General features: G+C 67.5%; 15 protein-coding genes. 14 read left to right on the top strand and 1 reads right to left on the bottom strand.

The genetic code is table 11. The features are described 5' to 3' along the window. The first annotated feature begins 55 nt into the window (after positions 1–55). The 14 genes from nuoG to ACFQPS_RS02890 all read left to right on the top strand — a co-directional run bounded on the left by nuoG (position 56) and on the right by ACFQPS_RS02890 (position 14,276). A complete protein-coding gene (nuoG, locus tag ACFQPS_RS02955) occupies positions 56–2,122 on the top strand; it encodes an NADH-quinone oxidoreductase subunit NuoG (protein WP_377356312.1) in 2,067 nt (688 codons plus the stop codon). 7 nt (positions 2,123–2,129) lie between these two features. Further along, on the top strand, positions 2,130–3,140 hold the full coding sequence (nuoH, locus tag ACFQPS_RS02950) for an NADH-quinone oxidoreductase subunit NuoH (RefSeq protein ID WP_377356311.1): 1,011 nt from the start codon (positions 2,130–2,132) through the stop codon (positions 3,138–3,140). Between the two features lie 86 nt (positions 3,141–3,226). Then, on the top strand, positions 3,227–3,715 hold the full coding sequence (nuoI, locus tag ACFQPS_RS02945) for an NADH-quinone oxidoreductase subunit NuoI (RefSeq protein ID WP_377356309.1): 489 nt from the start codon (positions 3,227–3,229) through the stop codon (positions 3,713–3,715). A 121-nt stretch (positions 3,716–3,836) separates the two neighbouring features. After that, positions 3,837–4,451 (top strand): NADH-quinone oxidoreductase subunit J, encoded by a 615-nt coding sequence (locus ACFQPS_RS02940; protein ID WP_377356307.1) that lies wholly within the window; start codon positions 3,837–3,839, stop codon positions 4,449–4,451. 1 nt (position 4,452) lies between these two features. After that, positions 4,453–4,761, top strand: coding sequence for an NADH-quinone oxidoreductase subunit NuoK (nuoK, locus tag ACFQPS_RS02935; RefSeq protein ID WP_377356305.1), 309 nt, complete (start codon positions 4,453–4,455; stop codon positions 4,759–4,761). Between the two features lie 4 nt (positions 4,762–4,765). Further along, a complete protein-coding gene (gene nuoL / locus ACFQPS_RS02930) occupies positions 4,766–6,706 on the top strand; it encodes an NADH-quinone oxidoreductase subunit L (RefSeq protein ID WP_377356303.1) in 1,941 nt (646 codons plus the stop codon). Between the two features lie 18 nt (positions 6,707–6,724). Continuing rightward, entirely contained in the window at positions 6,725–8,275 is a 1,551-nt protein-coding gene (locus ACFQPS_RS02925) for an NADH-quinone oxidoreductase subunit M (protein WP_377356301.1), read from the top strand. A 3-nt stretch (positions 8,276–8,278) separates the two neighbouring features. Then, entirely contained in the window at positions 8,279–9,724 is a 1,446-nt protein-coding gene (nuoN, locus tag ACFQPS_RS02920; RefSeq protein ID WP_377356300.1) for an NADH-quinone oxidoreductase subunit NuoN, read from the top strand. A gap of 10 nt (positions 9,725–9,734) precedes the next feature. Continuing rightward, entirely contained in the window at positions 9,735–10,508 is a 774-nt protein-coding gene (locus tag ACFQPS_RS02915; RefSeq protein WP_377356298.1) for a biotin--[acetyl-CoA-carboxylase] ligase, read from the top strand. Positions 10,509–10,518: 10 nt separating this feature from the next. Next, positions 10,519–11,304, top strand: a complete 786-nt coding sequence (locus tag ACFQPS_RS02910) for a type III pantothenate kinase (RefSeq protein WP_377356295.1) — start codon at positions 10,519–10,521, stop codon at positions 11,302–11,304. Positions 11,305–11,314: 10 nt separating this feature from the next. Further along, positions 11,315–12,997 (top strand): ribonuclease J, encoded by a 1,683-nt coding sequence (locus ACFQPS_RS02905; protein WP_377356293.1) that lies wholly within the window; start codon positions 11,315–11,317, stop codon positions 12,995–12,997. Between the two features lie 28 nt (positions 12,998–13,025). After that, entirely contained in the window at positions 13,026–13,430 is a 405-nt protein-coding gene (mce, locus tag ACFQPS_RS02900; protein ID WP_377356291.1) for a methylmalonyl-CoA epimerase, read from the top strand. A gap of 9 nt (positions 13,431–13,439) precedes the next feature. Beyond that, positions 13,440–13,697, top strand: a complete 258-nt coding sequence (locus tag ACFQPS_RS02895) for a DUF1467 family protein (RefSeq protein ID WP_377356290.1) — start codon at positions 13,440–13,442, stop codon at positions 13,695–13,697. A gap of 6 nt (positions 13,698–13,703) precedes the next feature. Beyond that, positions 13,704–14,276: a DNA-3-methyladenine glycosylase I gene (locus ACFQPS_RS02890; RefSeq protein ID WP_377356288.1), complete on the top strand. Its 573-nt coding sequence runs from the start codon at positions 13,704–13,706 to the stop codon at positions 14,274–14,276. 390 nt (positions 14,277–14,666) lie between these two features. Here ACFQPS_RS02890 and ACFQPS_RS02885 read toward each other — a convergent pair whose 3' ends face one another. Next, positions 14,667–15,959, bottom strand: coding sequence for an NCS2 family permease (locus tag ACFQPS_RS02885; RefSeq protein ID WP_377356286.1), 1,293 nt, complete (start codon positions 15,957–15,959; stop codon positions 14,667–14,669). Positions 15,960–16,018: the final 59 nt, after the last annotated feature.

Genomic DNA, 16,018 nt, shown 5'->3' with positions numbered 1-16,018 from the left:
CGCAACGAGACTGGTTTGCCGTCCCGGCAGCGGACGGGGGGAAGGAAGTGTCGCCATGCCGAAACTGACCATCGACGGCATCGAAGTCGAAGTGGCGCCGGGCACCTCTGTGCTCCAGGCGTGCGAGCAGATCGGGAAAGAGGTCCCGCGCTTCTGCTACCATGAGCGGCTGTCCGTCCCCGCCAACTGCCGCATGTGCCTCGTGGAGATCGAGCGCTCGCCGAAGCCGGTGGCGAGCTGCGCCATGCCGTGCTCCGACGGCATGGTGGTGAAGACGGACAGCGAGCTGGTCCACAAGGCCCGCAAGGGCGTGATGGAATTCCTGCTGATCAACCACCCGCTGGACTGCCCGATCTGCGACCAGGGCGGCGAGTGCGATCTCCAGGACCAGGCCGTGGCCTACGGCTTCGACCGCGGCCGCTATGCCGAGGCCAAGCGCGCCGTGAAGGACAAGAATCTCGGGCCGCTGATCAAGACCTTCATGACCCGGTGCATCCACTGCACCCGCTGCATCCGCTTCATGGACGAGATCGCGGGCGTCTCCGCGCTGGGCGCCGTGAACCGGGGCGAGCACACGGAGATCACGGGCTATCTGGAGCAGGGCATCGCATCGGAGATGTCCGGCAACCTGGTCGATGTCTGCCCGGTCGGGGCCCTGACCTCGAAGCCCTACGCCTTCACGGCGCGCCCGTGGGAACTGCGCCGGACCGAGACGATCGACGTGATGGACGCCGTCGGCTCCAACATCCGCGTCGATACCCGCGGGCCGGAGGTGATGCGGGTGCTGCCGCGCCTGAACGAGGATGTGAACGAGGAGTGGATCGCCGACAAGACCCGCTACGCCCATGACGGGCTGAAGCGGCAGCGGCTGGACCGCCCCTATGTCCGCGACGGGGAGGGCAAGCTGCGCCCCGCCTCCTGGCTGGAGGCGTTCGCCGCCATCCGGACGCGGCTGGAAGGGGTGGCGGGCGACCGCATCGCCGCCATCGCCGGCGACCTCGCGGACGTGGAATCGGTGTTGGCGCTGAAGGACCTGACGGACCGGCTGGGCTCGCCGCACCGCGACTGCCGCCAGGACGGCGCCCGCTTCGACGCCAGCCGACGCGCGGGCTACATCTTCAACAGCGGCATCGCCGGGATCGAGCAGGCGGATGTCATCCTGCTGGTCGGCACCAATCCCCGCTGGGAAGCGCCGATCGTCAACGCGCGCATCCGCAAGCGCTATCTCCAGGGCGGGCTGAAGAAGGTCGCCGCCATCGGCCCGCAGGTGGACCTGACCTACCCGGTCGAGCATCTCGGCGCAGGCGGCGATACGCTGGCCGCGCTGGCGGAGGGCCGGCATCCCTTCGCCGAGCTGCTGCGCACGGCGGAACGGCCCATGGTCATCGTCGGCATGGGCGCCTTCGCCCGCGCCGACGGTCCGGCCGTGCAGGCGGCGCTGCACCGGCTCGCCGGGGCCTGCGGCCTCGTGCGGGAGGGCTGGAACGGCTTCAACGTGCTGCACACGGCCGCGGGCCGGGTCGGGGCGCTGGATGCCGGCTTCCTGCCGGGCGCGGGCGGGCGCGACCTCGCCGGCATCCTGGAGGGCTGTGCCTCCGGGGCGATCGAGGTGGTCTATCTGCTGGGGGCGGACGAGATCCCGGCCGAGCGGCTGGGCAAGGCCTTCGTCATCTACCAGGGCCACCATGGCGACCGCGGCGCCCACCGGGCCGACGTGATCCTGCCGGGGGCCGCCTATACCGAGAAGAACGCGACCTACGTGAACACCGAGGGCAGGGTGCAGCAGACCCGGCTGGCCATGTTCCCGCTGGGAGAGGCACGGGAGGACTGGAAGATCCTGCGCGCGCTCTCCGCCGAGCTGGGCCATGTGCTGCCCTATGACAGCCTGTCCCAGCTCCGCCAACGCATGGTGCAGGCGAACCCGATGTTCGCGGAGATCGACCGGCTGGTGCCGGCGGAGTGGGGGGCCTTCGGCAGCGCCGGTGCCATCTCCCGCGATGCCTTCGTCTCGCCGGTGACGGACTACTACCTGACCGACCCGATCAGCCGGGCCTCGGCCACCATGGCCAGGTGCAGCGAGACCTTCATCAAGCCGGCGGCCGTGCCCGCCGCGGCGGAGTGACCGTACCATGGCGGATATCTGGACCGACTACGGCATGCCTGGCGCCATCATCGTGGCGCAGATCCTGGCGCTGATGGTGCCGATCCTCGTCTCCGTGGCCTTCCTGGTCTATGCCGAGCGCAAGGTGCTGGGCCTGATGCAGTTGCGCCAGGGACCGAACATGGTCGGCCCCTGGGGCATCCTGCAAAGCTTCGCCGACGCGCTGAAGATGATCGGCAAGGAAACGATCATCCCGGCCGGGGCCAACCGCATCATCTTCCTGGCAGCACCGATGCTGACCATGATGCTGGCGCTGGCGGCCTGGGCGGTGATCCCGTTCGGCGAGGGGCTGGTGATCGCCGACATCAATGTCGGCGTCCTCTATCTCTTCGCCATCAGCTCCCAGGGCGTCTACGGCATCATCATGGCCGGCTGGGCGTCCAACTCGAAATACGCCTTCCTGGGCGGGCTGCGCTCGGCGGCGCAGATGGTCAGTTACGAGGTCTCGATCGGCCTCGTCATCGTCAGCGTGCTGCTCTGCGTCGGCTCGCTGAACCTGTCGGACGTGGTCGAGGCGCAGAAGACGGTGTGGTTCGCCATCCCGCTGCTGCCGATGTTCGTGATCTTCTTCATCTCTGCCCTGGCGGAGACGAACCGGGCCCCGTTCGACCTGCCGGAAGGCGAGTCAGAGCTGGTGGGCGGCTTCCACACCGAATATTCGGGTATGGCGTTCGGCCTCTTCTTCCTGGGCGAATACGCCAACATGATCCTGATGAGCGCCATGACCACCGTCCTGTTCCTGGGCGGCTGGCTGCCGCCGCTGGACGTGGCGCCGCTCAACTGGGTGCCGGGGCCGGTCTGGTTCATCCTGAAGATCTGTTTCTGCCTGTTCCTGTTCTTCTGGGTGCGTGCCACCGTGCCGCGCTACCGCTATGACCAGCTCATGCGTCTGGGCTGGAAGGTGTTTCTGCCGTTTTCCCTGGTCTGGGTCATCCTCACCGCCGGCGTGCTGGTCACCTTCGACTGGCTGCCGAAGTGAGCCCCCCGACCGAATGAACGAGACCGGCGGCCGGCCGCCGCGAGACGATGCGAGGCGGCCGGCACGCGGCTGAAGGAGGAGAGGAGATGGTCAAGCTTGACCGTGCGGCACGCGGCCTGTTCCTGACGGAACTGGTGCGTGGCCTGTCCCTGACATTCAGTTACATGTTCAGGCCGCGGGCGACCATCAATTACCCCTACGAGCGCTCGCCCATGAGCCCGCGCTTCCGCGGGGAGCATGCGCTGCGCCGCTATCCCAACGGGGAGGAGCGCTGCATCGCCTGCAAGCTCTGCGAGGCGGTCTGCCCGGCGCTCGCCATCACCATCGAGGCGGAACCCCGCGAGGACGGCTCGCGGCGCACCACCCGCTACGACATCGACATGACGAAGTGCATCTACTGCGGCCTCTGCCAGGAGGCCTGCCCGGTGGACGCCATCGTCGAGGGGCCGAACCTGGAGTTCGCCGCGGAAACGCGCGAGGAGCTTTTCTACAACAAGGAGAAGCTGCTGGCGAACGGCGACCGCTGGGAGGCCCTGATCGCCGCCAACATTGCGGCGGATGCCCCGTATCGTTAGAAAAGTCCCGCCGATGCACCCCTGGCGCCTCGGGTCATACCGGGCGCCGGACCCTTCCCGATCCGGAGTACCCTCCGTGACCCTGCTCCTGCCTGATCCCGCACCGGAGGCGGCCTGACCCATGGTCCTCTCAGCAGCCGCATTCTATGTCTTCGCCGCGATCCTGCTCGCCGCCGGCGTGATGGTGGTTTCCGCGCGGAACCCGGTCCACTCGGTGCTGTACCTGATCGTCGCCTTCTTCAACGCCGCGGTGCTGTTCCTGCTGATCGGCGCCGAGTTCATCGCGATGATCCTGATCATCGTCTATGTCGGCGCCGTGGCGGTGCTGTTCCTGTTCGTCGTGATGATGCTGGACATCAGTTTCCAGGAGATCCGGCGGACCTACCGGCAGTACGTGCCGCTGGGGGCGCTGATCGGCACGATCCTGATGGTCGAGCTGGCGCTCGTCACCGTCGGCTGGGCGGTGGCGCCGGATGCGGCCGCCTCGCTCGCTGCGCCGACGCCGGCCGACACGGTGGTGAACAATACCGAGGCGCTGGGGCAGGTCATCTACACCCACTACGTCTTAGCCTTCCAGGTGTCCGGCCTGATCCTGCTGGTCGCCATGATCGGCGCCATCGTGCTGACCCTGCGGTCGCGCGAGGGGCTGCGCCGGCAGGTGATCGCGCAGCAGATCCAGCGCCGGCCCGACGAGGTGCTGTCCGTCCGCAAGGTTCCGACGCGAGGGGGCGTCTGACATGGAGATCGGTCTTACCCACTACCTGACCGTGGGCGCGATCCTGTTCGGCCTGGGGGCCTTCGGGATCCTGATGAACCGGCGCAACGTCATCGTCCTGCTGATGTCGATCGAGCTGATGCTCCTCGCCGTCAACATCAACCTCGTGGCCTTCTCCGTGTTCCTGAACGATCTGGCGGGCCAGGTCTTCACCCTGTTCATCCTGACCGTGGCCGCCGCGGAGGCGGCCATCGGCCTCGCCATCCTGGTGGTCTACTTCCGAAACCGCGGCACCATCGCGGTGGAGGACATCAACATGATGAAGGGCTGAGGGCATGGAGATCGCAGCCGTATTCCTGCCGCTGCTCGGCGCCTTCGTCGCCGGGTTCTTCGGCCGCTTCATCGGGGACCGGGGGGCGCAGATCGTCACCTGCACCCTGATGCTGATTGCCGCCGTCCTGTCCTGCATCCTGTTCGTCGAGGTGGGGTTCAGCGGGCCCGAGGCCACGCGCACCGTCACGCTCTTCACCTGGATCGACAGCGGCAGTTTCGAGGTGGACTGGGCCCTGCGCATCGACGCGCTGACCGCCGTCATGTTGGTGGTGGTCAACGTCGTGTCGGCGATGGTCCATGTCTACTCGGTGGGGTACATGAGCCACGACCCGTCCAAGGCGCGGTTCATGTCCTACCTCAGCCTGTTCACCTTCATGATGCTCATGCTGGTGACGGCGGACAATCTGGTGCAGATGTTCTTCGGCTGGGAGGGCGTGGGCCTTGCCTCCTACCTGCTGATCAACTTCTGGTACGAGAAGAAGAGCGCCAACGACGCCTCCATGAAGGCGTTCCTGGTCAACCGTGTGGGCGATTTCGGCTTCGCCCTGGGCATCATGGCGGTGTTCTTCCTCTTCGGCACCGTGGAGTTTGACGCGGTCTTCACCGCGGCGCCGCAGCAGGCGGACGCGACCTTCAATTTCCTGGGCTTCGAGGTCCACGCGCTGACCACGGTCTGCGTGCTGCTGTTCATCGGCGCCATGGGCAAGTCGGCCCAGCTCGGCCTGCACACCTGGCTGCCGGATGCGATGGAGGGGCCGACGCCCGTCTCCGCGCTGATCCACGCCGCCACCATGGTGACCGCCGGCGTCTTCATGCTGGCGCGGATGAGCCCGCTGTTCGAGTACGCGCCCGACGCGCTGGCCTTCGTCACCGTCATGGGCGCTCTGACCGCCTTCATCGCGGCGACCATCGGCCTGACCCAGTTCGACATCAAGCGGGTCATCGCCTATTCGACCATGAGCCAGCTCGGCTACATGTTCTTCGCCATCGGCGTCGGTGCCTATCCAGCGGCGATCTTCCACCTGATGACGCACGCCTTCTTCAAGGCGCTGCTGTTCCTGGGCGCCGGCTCGGTGATCCATGCCATGTCGGGTGAGCAGGACATGCGGAACATGGGCGGCATCTGGCGCCTGATCCCGGTCACCTACGGCCTGATGTGGATCGGCAATCTGGCTCTGGCGGGCATCATCCCGTTCGCCGGCTACTACTCCAAGGACATGATCCTGGAGGTCGCCTACGCCGACCATAGCTGGTACGGCACGCTGGCCTTCTGGCTGGGGCTGGCGGCCGCGCTGATGACGGCCTTCTACTCCTGGCGCCTGCTGTTCCTGACCTTCCACGGTCAGCCGCGGGCGAACGAGAAGGTGATGGCCCACGTCCACGAGAGCCCGCAGGTCATGCTGGTGCCGCTCTACGTGCTGGCGGTCGGCGCCGTCGCTGCCGGTTTCGTAGCCTATCCCTGGTTCGTCGGGCACGACCTGGCCCACTTCTGGGGGGGCAGCATCCTGATGCTGCCGGACGCCCATGGCGGGACGATCATCGACGCGGCCCACCATGTGCCGGGCTGGGTGCCGTTGGCGCCGCTGGGCATGGGGGTGCTGGGCATCGCGCTGGCCTACCTGTTCTACATCGTCAGGCCGGATCTGCCGGCGAAGACGGTGGCGGCCGTTCGGCTGCTGCACGGGATCGTCTTCCGCAAGTACTACTTCGACGAGCTGTACGACGCCGTCTTCGTGAAGCCGGCGCAGGCCCTGGGCCGCGGCCTCTGGAAGGGCGGCGACGAGGCGGTGATCGACGGCCTGGGCCCGGACGGGCTGGCTGCCGTGACCCGGCAGCTCGCGGCCGGCGCCAGCCGGCTCCAGACGGGCTACGTGTTCCACTATGCGTTCGTGATGGTGATCGGCCTTGTCCTGCTGGTCGGTTGGTTCTTCCTGGTGCGCTGAGGCGAGGGGGCGTTCTCAATGGCTGACTGGCCGATCCTGACGATCACGACGTTCCTTCCGCTCGTCGGTGCATTGTCCATCCTGATGATCCGCGGCGAGCAGGAGCTGGTGGACCGGAACGCGAAGGCGGTGGCGCTCTGGACGTCGCTGATCACCTTCGTGATCTCGCTCTTCATCCTCGCCAACTTCGACCCGTCCAACCCGGGCTTCCAGATGATGGAGGAGTACCGGTGGATACCGTCCTTCAACATCGCCTACATCAAGGGCGTGGACGGCATCTCCATCTGGTTCGTGCTCGCCTCCACCTTCCTGACGCCGATCTGCGTGCTCGCCTCCTGGACCACCATCGACAAGCGGGTCAAGGAGTTCATGATCGCGCTGCTGGTGCTTGAGACCATGATGGTCGGCATGTTCACGGCGCTGGATTTCGTCCTCTTCTACCTGTTCTTCGAGGGCGTGCTGCTGCCGATGTTCCTGATCATCGGCGTCTGGGGCGGGCCGGGGCGGATCTACGCCGCCTACAAGTTCTTCCTCTACACCTTCATCGGCTCGGTGCTGATGCTGCTGGCCATCCTGGCCATGTATCTGGTCGCCGGGACGATGGACATGCGGGTGATGGTGGACCATCCGTTCGCCGCCACCTTGCAGCTCTGGCTCTGGGTCGGATTCTTCATCGCCTTCGCGGTGAAGACGCCGATCTGGCCGCTGCACACCTGGCTGCCCTTCGCCCACGTCGAGGCGCCGACCGCCGGGTCGGTGATGCTGGCGGGCGTCATGCTGAAGATGGGCGGCTACGGCCTGATCCGGGTGAACGTGCAGATGCTGCCGGAGGCGACCTTCTTCTTCACGGACTTCGTGTTCGTGCTGTCGGTGGTGGCGATCATCTACACCTCGCTGGTGGCGCTGGCACAGACCGACATGAAGAAGATGATCGCCTACAGCTCCGTGGCGCACATGGGCTACGTGACCATGGGCATCTTCACCATGACCCAGCAGGGCATGGACGGCGCCATCTTCCAGATGCTGAGCCACACCATCGTGTCGGCCGCGCTGTTCCTGTGCATCGGCTTCGCCTACGCCCAGCTCCACACCCGCGAGATCGTGAAGTACGGCGGCATGGCGCAGAACCTGCCGCGCTACGCCTTCGTCTTCATGGTGTTCATGCTGGCCTCGGTGGGCCTGCCCGGCACCAGCGGCTTCGTGGGTGAGTTTCTGACCATGCTCGGGGCCTTCCAGGTGAACACCTGGGTAGCGATGTTCGCTGCCACCGGCCTCGTGCTGGGGGCTGCCTACATGCTGCTGCTGTACCGGCGGCTGTTCTTCGGCAAGCTGGACAAGGACGGCGTGAAGGCGATGCGGGACCTGCGCTGGACCGACACGGCCTACTTTGCGCCCCTGGTCGCCATCGTGCTGATCATGGGCATCTTCCCCGCCAGCTTCAAAGACGTCTATGCGCCGACGGTCGAGAAGGTGCTGCTCGACCATCAGGCGTCGCTGAAGGCCGCCGGCCTGATCGACGACGAGCCCGGCACCCAGGTCGCCGACCGCACCCCGACGAGCGGAAACTGAACCATGGTCGCCATTCCAGATTTCCTGCCGGCCCTGCCGGAGATGTTCCTGGCCTGCGCGGCCATGGCACTCCTGATGCTGGGCGTCTTCCGCCGTGCGGACAGCACGCGGCTGGTCTCCTGGCTGGCCGTGGGCTCGGCCCTGGTCGCCGGCGTGCTGGTGCTGGTCGCTTCGGGTGACCGGGCGGTGACCTTCGCCGGCATGTTCATCGCGGACGATTTCGCCGTCTTCGCCAAGGTGCTGATCCTGACAGCCACGGCCCTGACCGTGGTGCTCTCGGTCAACTACCTGGAGCGGGAGCAGATGGACCGCTTCGAGTATCCGGTCCTGATGCTGCTCGCCACCGTCGGCATGATGCTGATGGTGTCGGCGAACGACCTGATCTCGCTCTATGTCGGGCTGGAGCTTCAGTCCCTGTCGCTCTACGTGATCGCCGCCTTCCGGCGCGACTACGCCAAGTCGTCGGAGGCGGGGCTCAAGTACTTCCTCCTCGGCTCGCTCTCCTCCTGCATCCTGCTCTACGGTGCCAGCCTGATCTACGGCTTCTCGGGCACGACGAACTTCGAGCGTCTGGCGGTGATGTTCTCCTCCGACGTGCCGGCCGCGACCGGCGTGGTCGTCGGTCTGGTCTTCGTCGCCGCGGGTCTGGCCTTCAAGATCTCCGCCGTGCCGTTCCACATGTGGACGCCCGACGTCTATGAGGGGGCGCCGACCTCGGTCACCGCCTTCTTCGCCGTGGCGCCCAAGGTGGCGGCGCTGGCCCTGTTCGTCCGGGTTCTGGTCGATCCGTTCGGGGAGCTGCTGGCCCAGTGGCAGCAGGTGGTCTGGTTCTCCGCCGTCGCCAGCATGCTGCTCGGCTCCCTGGCGGCGATCCAGCAGCGCAACATCAAGCGCATGATGGCCTACAGCTCCATCGGCCATATCGGGTACGCGCTGGTCGGCCTTGCCGCCGGCACGGAGGAGGGGGTCCGCGGCGTGCTGATCTATCTGGCGATCTATCTCGCCATGAATGTCGGCGCCTTCGCGGTCATCCTCTCCATGCGGGTGAACGGCCGGATGGTGGAGAACATCGACGATCTGTCGGGCCTCTCCAGGAGCCATCCGATGATGGCGCTGGCCATGGCGTTCTTCATGTTCAGCCTGGGCGGCGTGCCACCGATGGCCGGCTTCTTCGGCAAGCTCTACGTCTTCATGGCGGCGATCGAGGCGCAGCTCTACGTGCTGGCAGTGATCGGCGTGCTGACCAGCGTCATCAGCCTCTTCTACTATCTGCGCATCGTGAAGATGATGTGGTTCGACGACCTGATGGAGACGATCGAGCGTCCGGCCCGCGCCTCGGCGCTCGTGATCGGCGGCACCGCGCTGTTCGTCTTTCCGGTCTTCTACGTGTTCTCCGAGGGCATCCTGAACAGGGCCGCCGCGGCCGCGTCCACGCTGTTCCTGAGGTGATCGGCGGCCCATGTCCGACACGGCGGAATCCGGGGTGATGGTCCGGTCGCCCGACCTCCCGCCCTGGTACCGGCTGGTCCCGCTGGAGGTCTGCGGCAGCACGAACGACGAGGCGAAGGCTCTTGCCCAGGGCGGTGCCCCGGAGGGGACCCTGATCCGGGCCCGGCGGCAGGAGGCCGGCCGCGGCCGCCGCGGCCGTGGCTGGACCTCGCCGGAGGGCAATCTCTACACCAGTCTCGTGCTGCGCCCGGGCGTGCCGCCGCTGGTGGCGGCGCAGGTGTCCTTCGTCGCGGCGCTCGCCGTGGGCCAGACCGTCTCGGATCTGGTTCCCGGTCTGGCCCGGCTGAAATGGCCCAACGACGTGCTGGTGGACGGGGCGAAGATCGCCGGCATCCTGCTGGAATCCGAACCGGCCGCCGACGGCAGCGTGGACTGGCTGGTCGTGGGTGTCGGCATCAACGTCCTGCACCACCCGGACGTGCCGGGCTATCCGTCCTGCTCGCTGCTGTCCCGCGGTGCTGTATCGCCCGATCCCGACGCCGTGCTGGGGCTCTATGCCCGGCACTTCCAGTCCTGGTACAACCGCTGGCGGGCGCAGGGCTTCGCGCCCGTGCGGGCGGCCTGGTTGAACGCCGCGCACGGGCTGGGCGGACCTCTCACCGTCCGGCTGGCGGGGGAGAGCTTCGCCGGCCGTTTCGTGGACCTGGACGACGATGGCGGCCTGATCGTCGAGACGACCGAGGGGCGCCGCCGGGTCACGGCCGGCGACGTCTTCTTCGGCTGAAGGGAAGGACATGCTGCTCGCCATCGACGCCGGCAACACCAACGTCGTCTTCGCCGTCTTCGAAGGCGATGCGAAGCGGGGGCAGTGGCGCGTCTCCACCGAAGGCCGCCGCACGGCCGACGAATACGCCGTCTGGCTGGTGGCCCTGATGGCGATGAAGGGGCTGACGCGGAAGGACATCCACGCCGCCATCCTGTCCAGCGTCGTGCCGGCGCAGACCGGCCCGCTGACGACGCTGTGCGAGGAGCATTTCGGCTGCACCCCGATGCGGGTGGGCGATCCCGGGGTCCGGCTGGGGCTGGAGGTCCGGATCGACAATCCGAAGGAGGCCGGTGCCGACCGTCTGGTCAACGCCGTCGCCGCCGTCGCCACCTACCCGCCGCCGCTGGTCGTCATCGACATCGGCACCGGCACCACCTTCGACGTGGTGGACGCGAACGGCGATTTCGCCGGCGGCGTCATCGCCCCGGGTCCGGTGCTGTCCCTGGACGCGCTGCACCGGGTGGCGGCACAGTTGCCGAAGGTGGACATCCTCCGCCCCGACCGGGTGATCGGCAAGGGCACGGTGGCCGCCATGCAGTCCGGCATGTTCTGGGGCTATACGGGGATGATCGAAGGCATCCTCGCGCGGATCAGGGCCGAGCTGTCGCCCACGGGCGACCCGCGTGTCACCGTGATCGGCACCGGCGGCCTCGTGCGGCTGTTCGCGGAAGGCAGCACCCTCGTGGACGCCATCGATGCAGACCTGACCCTGCGCGGGCTGCTGCTCATCCACCAACGCAACGCAGCCCGGTAAGTCATTGACCATGGATAATGAAATCGCCCTCGGCGACGCCGATTTCGATCCCGGGGCCCTGTACTTCGTGCCGCTGGGCGGGTCCGGCGAGATCGGGATGAATCTCAATCTCTACGGCCACGCCGGCAGTTGGCTGATGGTCGATCTCGGGATCAGCTTCGGCGACGAGACGACGCCCGGCGTGGAGATCCTGCTGCCGGACCCGACCTTCATCGCGGAGCGGAGGGAGGATCTGGCCGGGCTCGTCATCACCCATGCGCATGAGGACCATCTCGGCGCCGTGCCCTATCTCTGGCCGGAGCTGCGCTGTCCGGTCTACTGCACGCCGTTCGCCGCCGCCGTGCTGCGGGTGAAGCTCCAGGAGCGCGGCCTCTCCGGCGACGTCCAGATCATCGAGGTGCCGCTGTCCGGCCGGTTCCAGGTCGGCCCCTTCGACCTGGAGCTGGTGACCGTCACCCACTCGATCCCGGAGCCGAACGCCCTGGTCATCCGCACCCCGGCGGGCACGGTGCTGCACAGCGGCGACTGGAAGCTGGACCCCGATCCGGTGATCGGCGCCACGGCTGACGAGGCGACGCTGAAGCGGCTGGGGCGGGAAGGGGTGACGGCGCTCGTCTGCGACAGCACCAACGCGCTCGTGCCCGGCGTCGCCGGCTCGGAGGCGGCCGTGCGCGACAGCCTCATCACCCTGTTCGGCCGCTACACCGGGCGCATCGCGGTCGGCTGCTTCGCCACCAACGTGGCGCGGCTGCACTCCATCGCCGTCGCCGCACAGGCCAACGACCGCCATGTCGCCCTGATCGGGCGCTCGCTCTGGCGGATCGACGCGGCGGCGCGGGCGACCGGCTACCTCACCGACCTGCCGCCCTTCGTCACCGAGCACGACGCCGGCTTCCTGCCGCGCGACAAGTGCGTGCTGATCTGCACCGGCAGCCAGGGCGAGCCGCGGGCGGCGCTGTCCCGCATCGCCGGGGGCGACCATCCGGAGATCGACCTCGCGCCGGGCGATGTCGTCGTCTTCTCCGCCCGTGAGATTCCGGGCAACGAGAAGGACATCGCCAAGGTCCAGAACGCCCTGATCCGCCGCGGCATCGAGGTGGTGACGGCGGACGACGCCTTCGTCCATGTCTCGGGCCATCCGGCGCGGGACGAGCTGACCAGCCTCTACCAGTGGGTGCGGCCGCGGGCCGTGATCCCGGTGCATGGCGAGCGCCGACACCTGACGGCGAACGCCCAGCTCGCACAGCAGTGCCAGGTGGCGGAGACGGTGATCCCCGAGGACGGCGCCGTCCTCCGGCTCGCCCCCGGTCCGGCGGAGATCGTGGGCCATGTGCCGTCCGGGCGGCTCTGCCTGGACGGGCGCCGGATCGTGCCGGTCAACGGGGGCGCCATGCGCTCGCGCCACCGCATGATGCTCAACGGCGCCGCCGTCGCCACGGTGCTGCTGACGGCGAGGGGCGACCTCGCCGCCGATCCCAGAGTCTCCGTCATGGGGTTGCTGGACCCGGAAGAGACGGAAGCAGCGGTAGCCGATCTGGTGGACTTGCTCCGGCGGACGGTCGAGACTATGCCCATGCAGTCGCGGCGGGACGACGAGGCGGTGCGCGATGCCGTGCGTCTTGCCGTCCGGCGCAGCTTCAACGCCAGCCAGGGCCGCAAGCCCCTGACCGAAGTGCATGTCGTCCGCCTCTGAGCGGACCCTGATCCGGAGTGCAGACAGAATGATCGGCCGCCTCAATCACGTCGCCATCGTGGTCCCCGACCTCGCCGCCGCCAGCGGCACCTACCGGGACACACTCGGGGCACGGGTGAGCGCACCGGTGGACCTGCCCGCCCACGGCGTCACCACTGTCTTCGTCGAGTTGCCCAACACGAAGATCGAGTTGCTGCACCCGCTGGGGAGCGACAGCCCGATCGCAAAGTTCCTGGAGAAGAACCCTTCGGGCGGCATCCACCACATCTGCTACGAGGTGGAGGACATCCTGGCGGCCCGCGACCGGCTGAAGGCGCAGGGGATGCGGGTGCTGGGCGACGGCGAACCGAAGATCGGCGCGCACGACAGGCCGGTGCTGTTCCTGCATCCCAAGGATCTGTTCGGCACCCTGGTCGAGCTGGAACAGGCCTGAGGCCCGGGCATGGGCTGGGTCACCCTTGCTGCCATCTACTTCACGGTCTGGTGGATCGTTCTGTTCGCCGTGCTGCCCTTCGGCGTCCGGCCACCGGAGCAGCCGGAGCCCGGCACGGCGGCCAGCGCCCCGGCGCGGCCCATGCTGGCCCGCAAGTTCCTCTGGACCAGCCTGATCACTGCCGGCATCGTCGGCGTGGTCTGGGCGGTCTTCGCCACGGGCCTGCTGGACTGGCAGGCCCTGATGCGGCCGCCGGACGGACCGTGAGGGGGCATGACGCTCAGCTACTGCGACATCGCCCCCGGCCACCCCTGGCACGGCCCCTATCACGAGGGCGAGTACGGCGTTCCGCTCGACGACGAGGCGGCGCTGTTCGAGCGGCTGGTGCTGGAGATCAACCAGGCGGGCCTGTCCTGGTTGACCATCCTGAAGAAACGGGCCGCGTTCCGCGCCGCCTATGACGGGTTCGAAGTGGACCGCGTGGCTGCCTATGGACCGGCCGACATCGACCGGCTGCTGGCCGATCCCGGCATCATCCGCAACCGGCTGAAGATCGCGGCCGCGATCCACAACGCGCAGGTGATCCAGGGCATGCGGGCGAGCCATGGCGGCTTCGCCGGCTGGCTGGCCGCCCATCATCCGCGCAGCAAGAGCGACTGGGTGGCGCTGTTCAAGCGCACCTTCCGCTTCACCGGCGGCGAGATCGTCGGCGAATTCCTCATGAGCATCGGCTATCTGCCGGGGGCGCACCGGCCGGAATGCCCCGTGCAGGCACGGCTGGCCGGACTCGCGGTGCCCTGGAGGGAGGCCCGGGCGGCGGGCTTCGACGGCTATGCGGGCTTCTGATCGGGGTGAGGATCGGGCCTGCCTGATGATTGGGCGGATCGCTGACCACCGCGCAATCATGTGAACTTAAATTAGGCAATGCGCCTGAAAAAAGCACAAAAAAGAAGGCGAGCCGTAAAATCGGCTTGCCTTGCAGGGTACAGGGTATCAAACTCGGTGGTGTTGAGAGGGTTTGTTCCCTCTTGACAGACGCCTGGTGGCGATTCCTCCCTAAACTCAGGCCGCGCTGTCCTGTCAGCGCGGTCTTTCTTTTTTGTGAAGCGAGTATAAGCAAATCCGCTTTCCCGCGTCATCTTCTTTTTGCTGATTTTTCAATCGCTCTGCCCCTTTGCAGGCAGGCGCTCGGTCGGCGCCTTGTCTGCATCCCGCAAGCACCTGATCTCCGGCAGTTCAGGCGGTAGCGAATTTCACGACGAACAGCCCGGCCAGGATCACGATGGCCGGATTCAGGGCAGACAGCCGTCCCGACAGCAGCTTGATCCCGACATAGGCGATGAAGCCGAAACCGATGCCGTGAGCGATGGAGAAGGTCAGCGGCATCGCCACCGCCGTCACCACGGCCGGCGCGTATTCGGTCACGTCGTCCCAGTCCACCTCCGCAAGGCCATGCGTCATCAGGCAGGCGACGTAGAGCAGGGCGGGGGCGGTCGCATAGGCCGGGATGGCGGCCGCCAGCGGCGCCAGGAACAGGCAGGCCAGGAACAGCAGCGCCACGACGACAGCGGCGAGCCCTGTCCGGCCGCCGACATTCACACCGGCGGCGCTCTCGATATAGCTGGTCACCGTGCTGGTCCCCAGCATGGCGCCGGCCACCGTCGCCGTGCTGTCCGCCAGCAGTGCCCGGCCCAGCCGCGGCAGCCGGCCGTCAGGCGTCAGCAGGCCCGCCCGGTGGGCGACGCCGACCAGGGTGCCGGCCGTGTCGAACAGGTCCACGAACAGGAAGGCGAAGACGATGGCGATCAGCCCGACATGCAGCGCCCCGGCCACGTCCATCTGGAGGAAGGTCGGGGACGGGTCCGGGGGCAGGGAGACGATGCGGCCGTCGAACGGCGTCACCCCCAGCAGCACGCCCGCCAGGGTCACCGCCAGGATGGCCAGGATCACTGCCCCGGTGACCTGCCGGGCCGCCAGCGCGACCAGCAGCAGGAAGCCCAGGGCGGCGAGCATCGCCTCCGGCCGGGTCAGGTCGCCCAGCGTCACTAGCGTCGCCGGATGGTCGGCCACGATGCCCGCGTTCTGAAGCGCGATCAGGGCCAGGAACAGGCCGATGCCGGCCGAGATGGCGAGCTTCAGGCTGCGCGGGATGGCGTTGATGATGGCCTCGCGTACCGGCAGCAGGCTCAGCACGATGAAGACCACGCCGGACAGGAAGACGGCCCCCAGCGCCACCTGCCAGGAATAGCCCATGCCGCCGACTACGGAGTAGGCGAAGTAGGCGTTCAGCCCCATGCCGGGCGCCAGCGCGATGGGATAGTTGGCATAGAGCCCCATCACCAGCGTGCCGACCGCTGCGGCGACGCAGGTCGCCACGAACACCGCACCGGCATCCATGCCGGTGGTCGCCAGGATCTGTGGATTCACGAAGACGATGTAGGCCATCGTTAAAAAAGTCGTGAAACCGGCCAGCACCTCCGTCCGGACGGAGGTGCCGTGCGCGCTCAGCTTGAAGTAGGATTCCAGCAAGATCGGGTCCCGCTCGAAAGGAAGGTCGGCCGTGCGGCTCAGGAAAAAGGGGACGACAG

Source organism: Rhodocista pekingensis (genome assembly GCF_042665545.1).
In the GTDB taxonomy this organism is placed as follows: domain Bacteria; phylum Pseudomonadota; class Alphaproteobacteria; order Azospirillales; family Azospirillaceae; genus Rhodocista; species Rhodocista pekingensis.
Note: the sequence above shows the minus strand (reverse complement) of the source record. Positions and strands in the feature narration are given on the sequence as shown.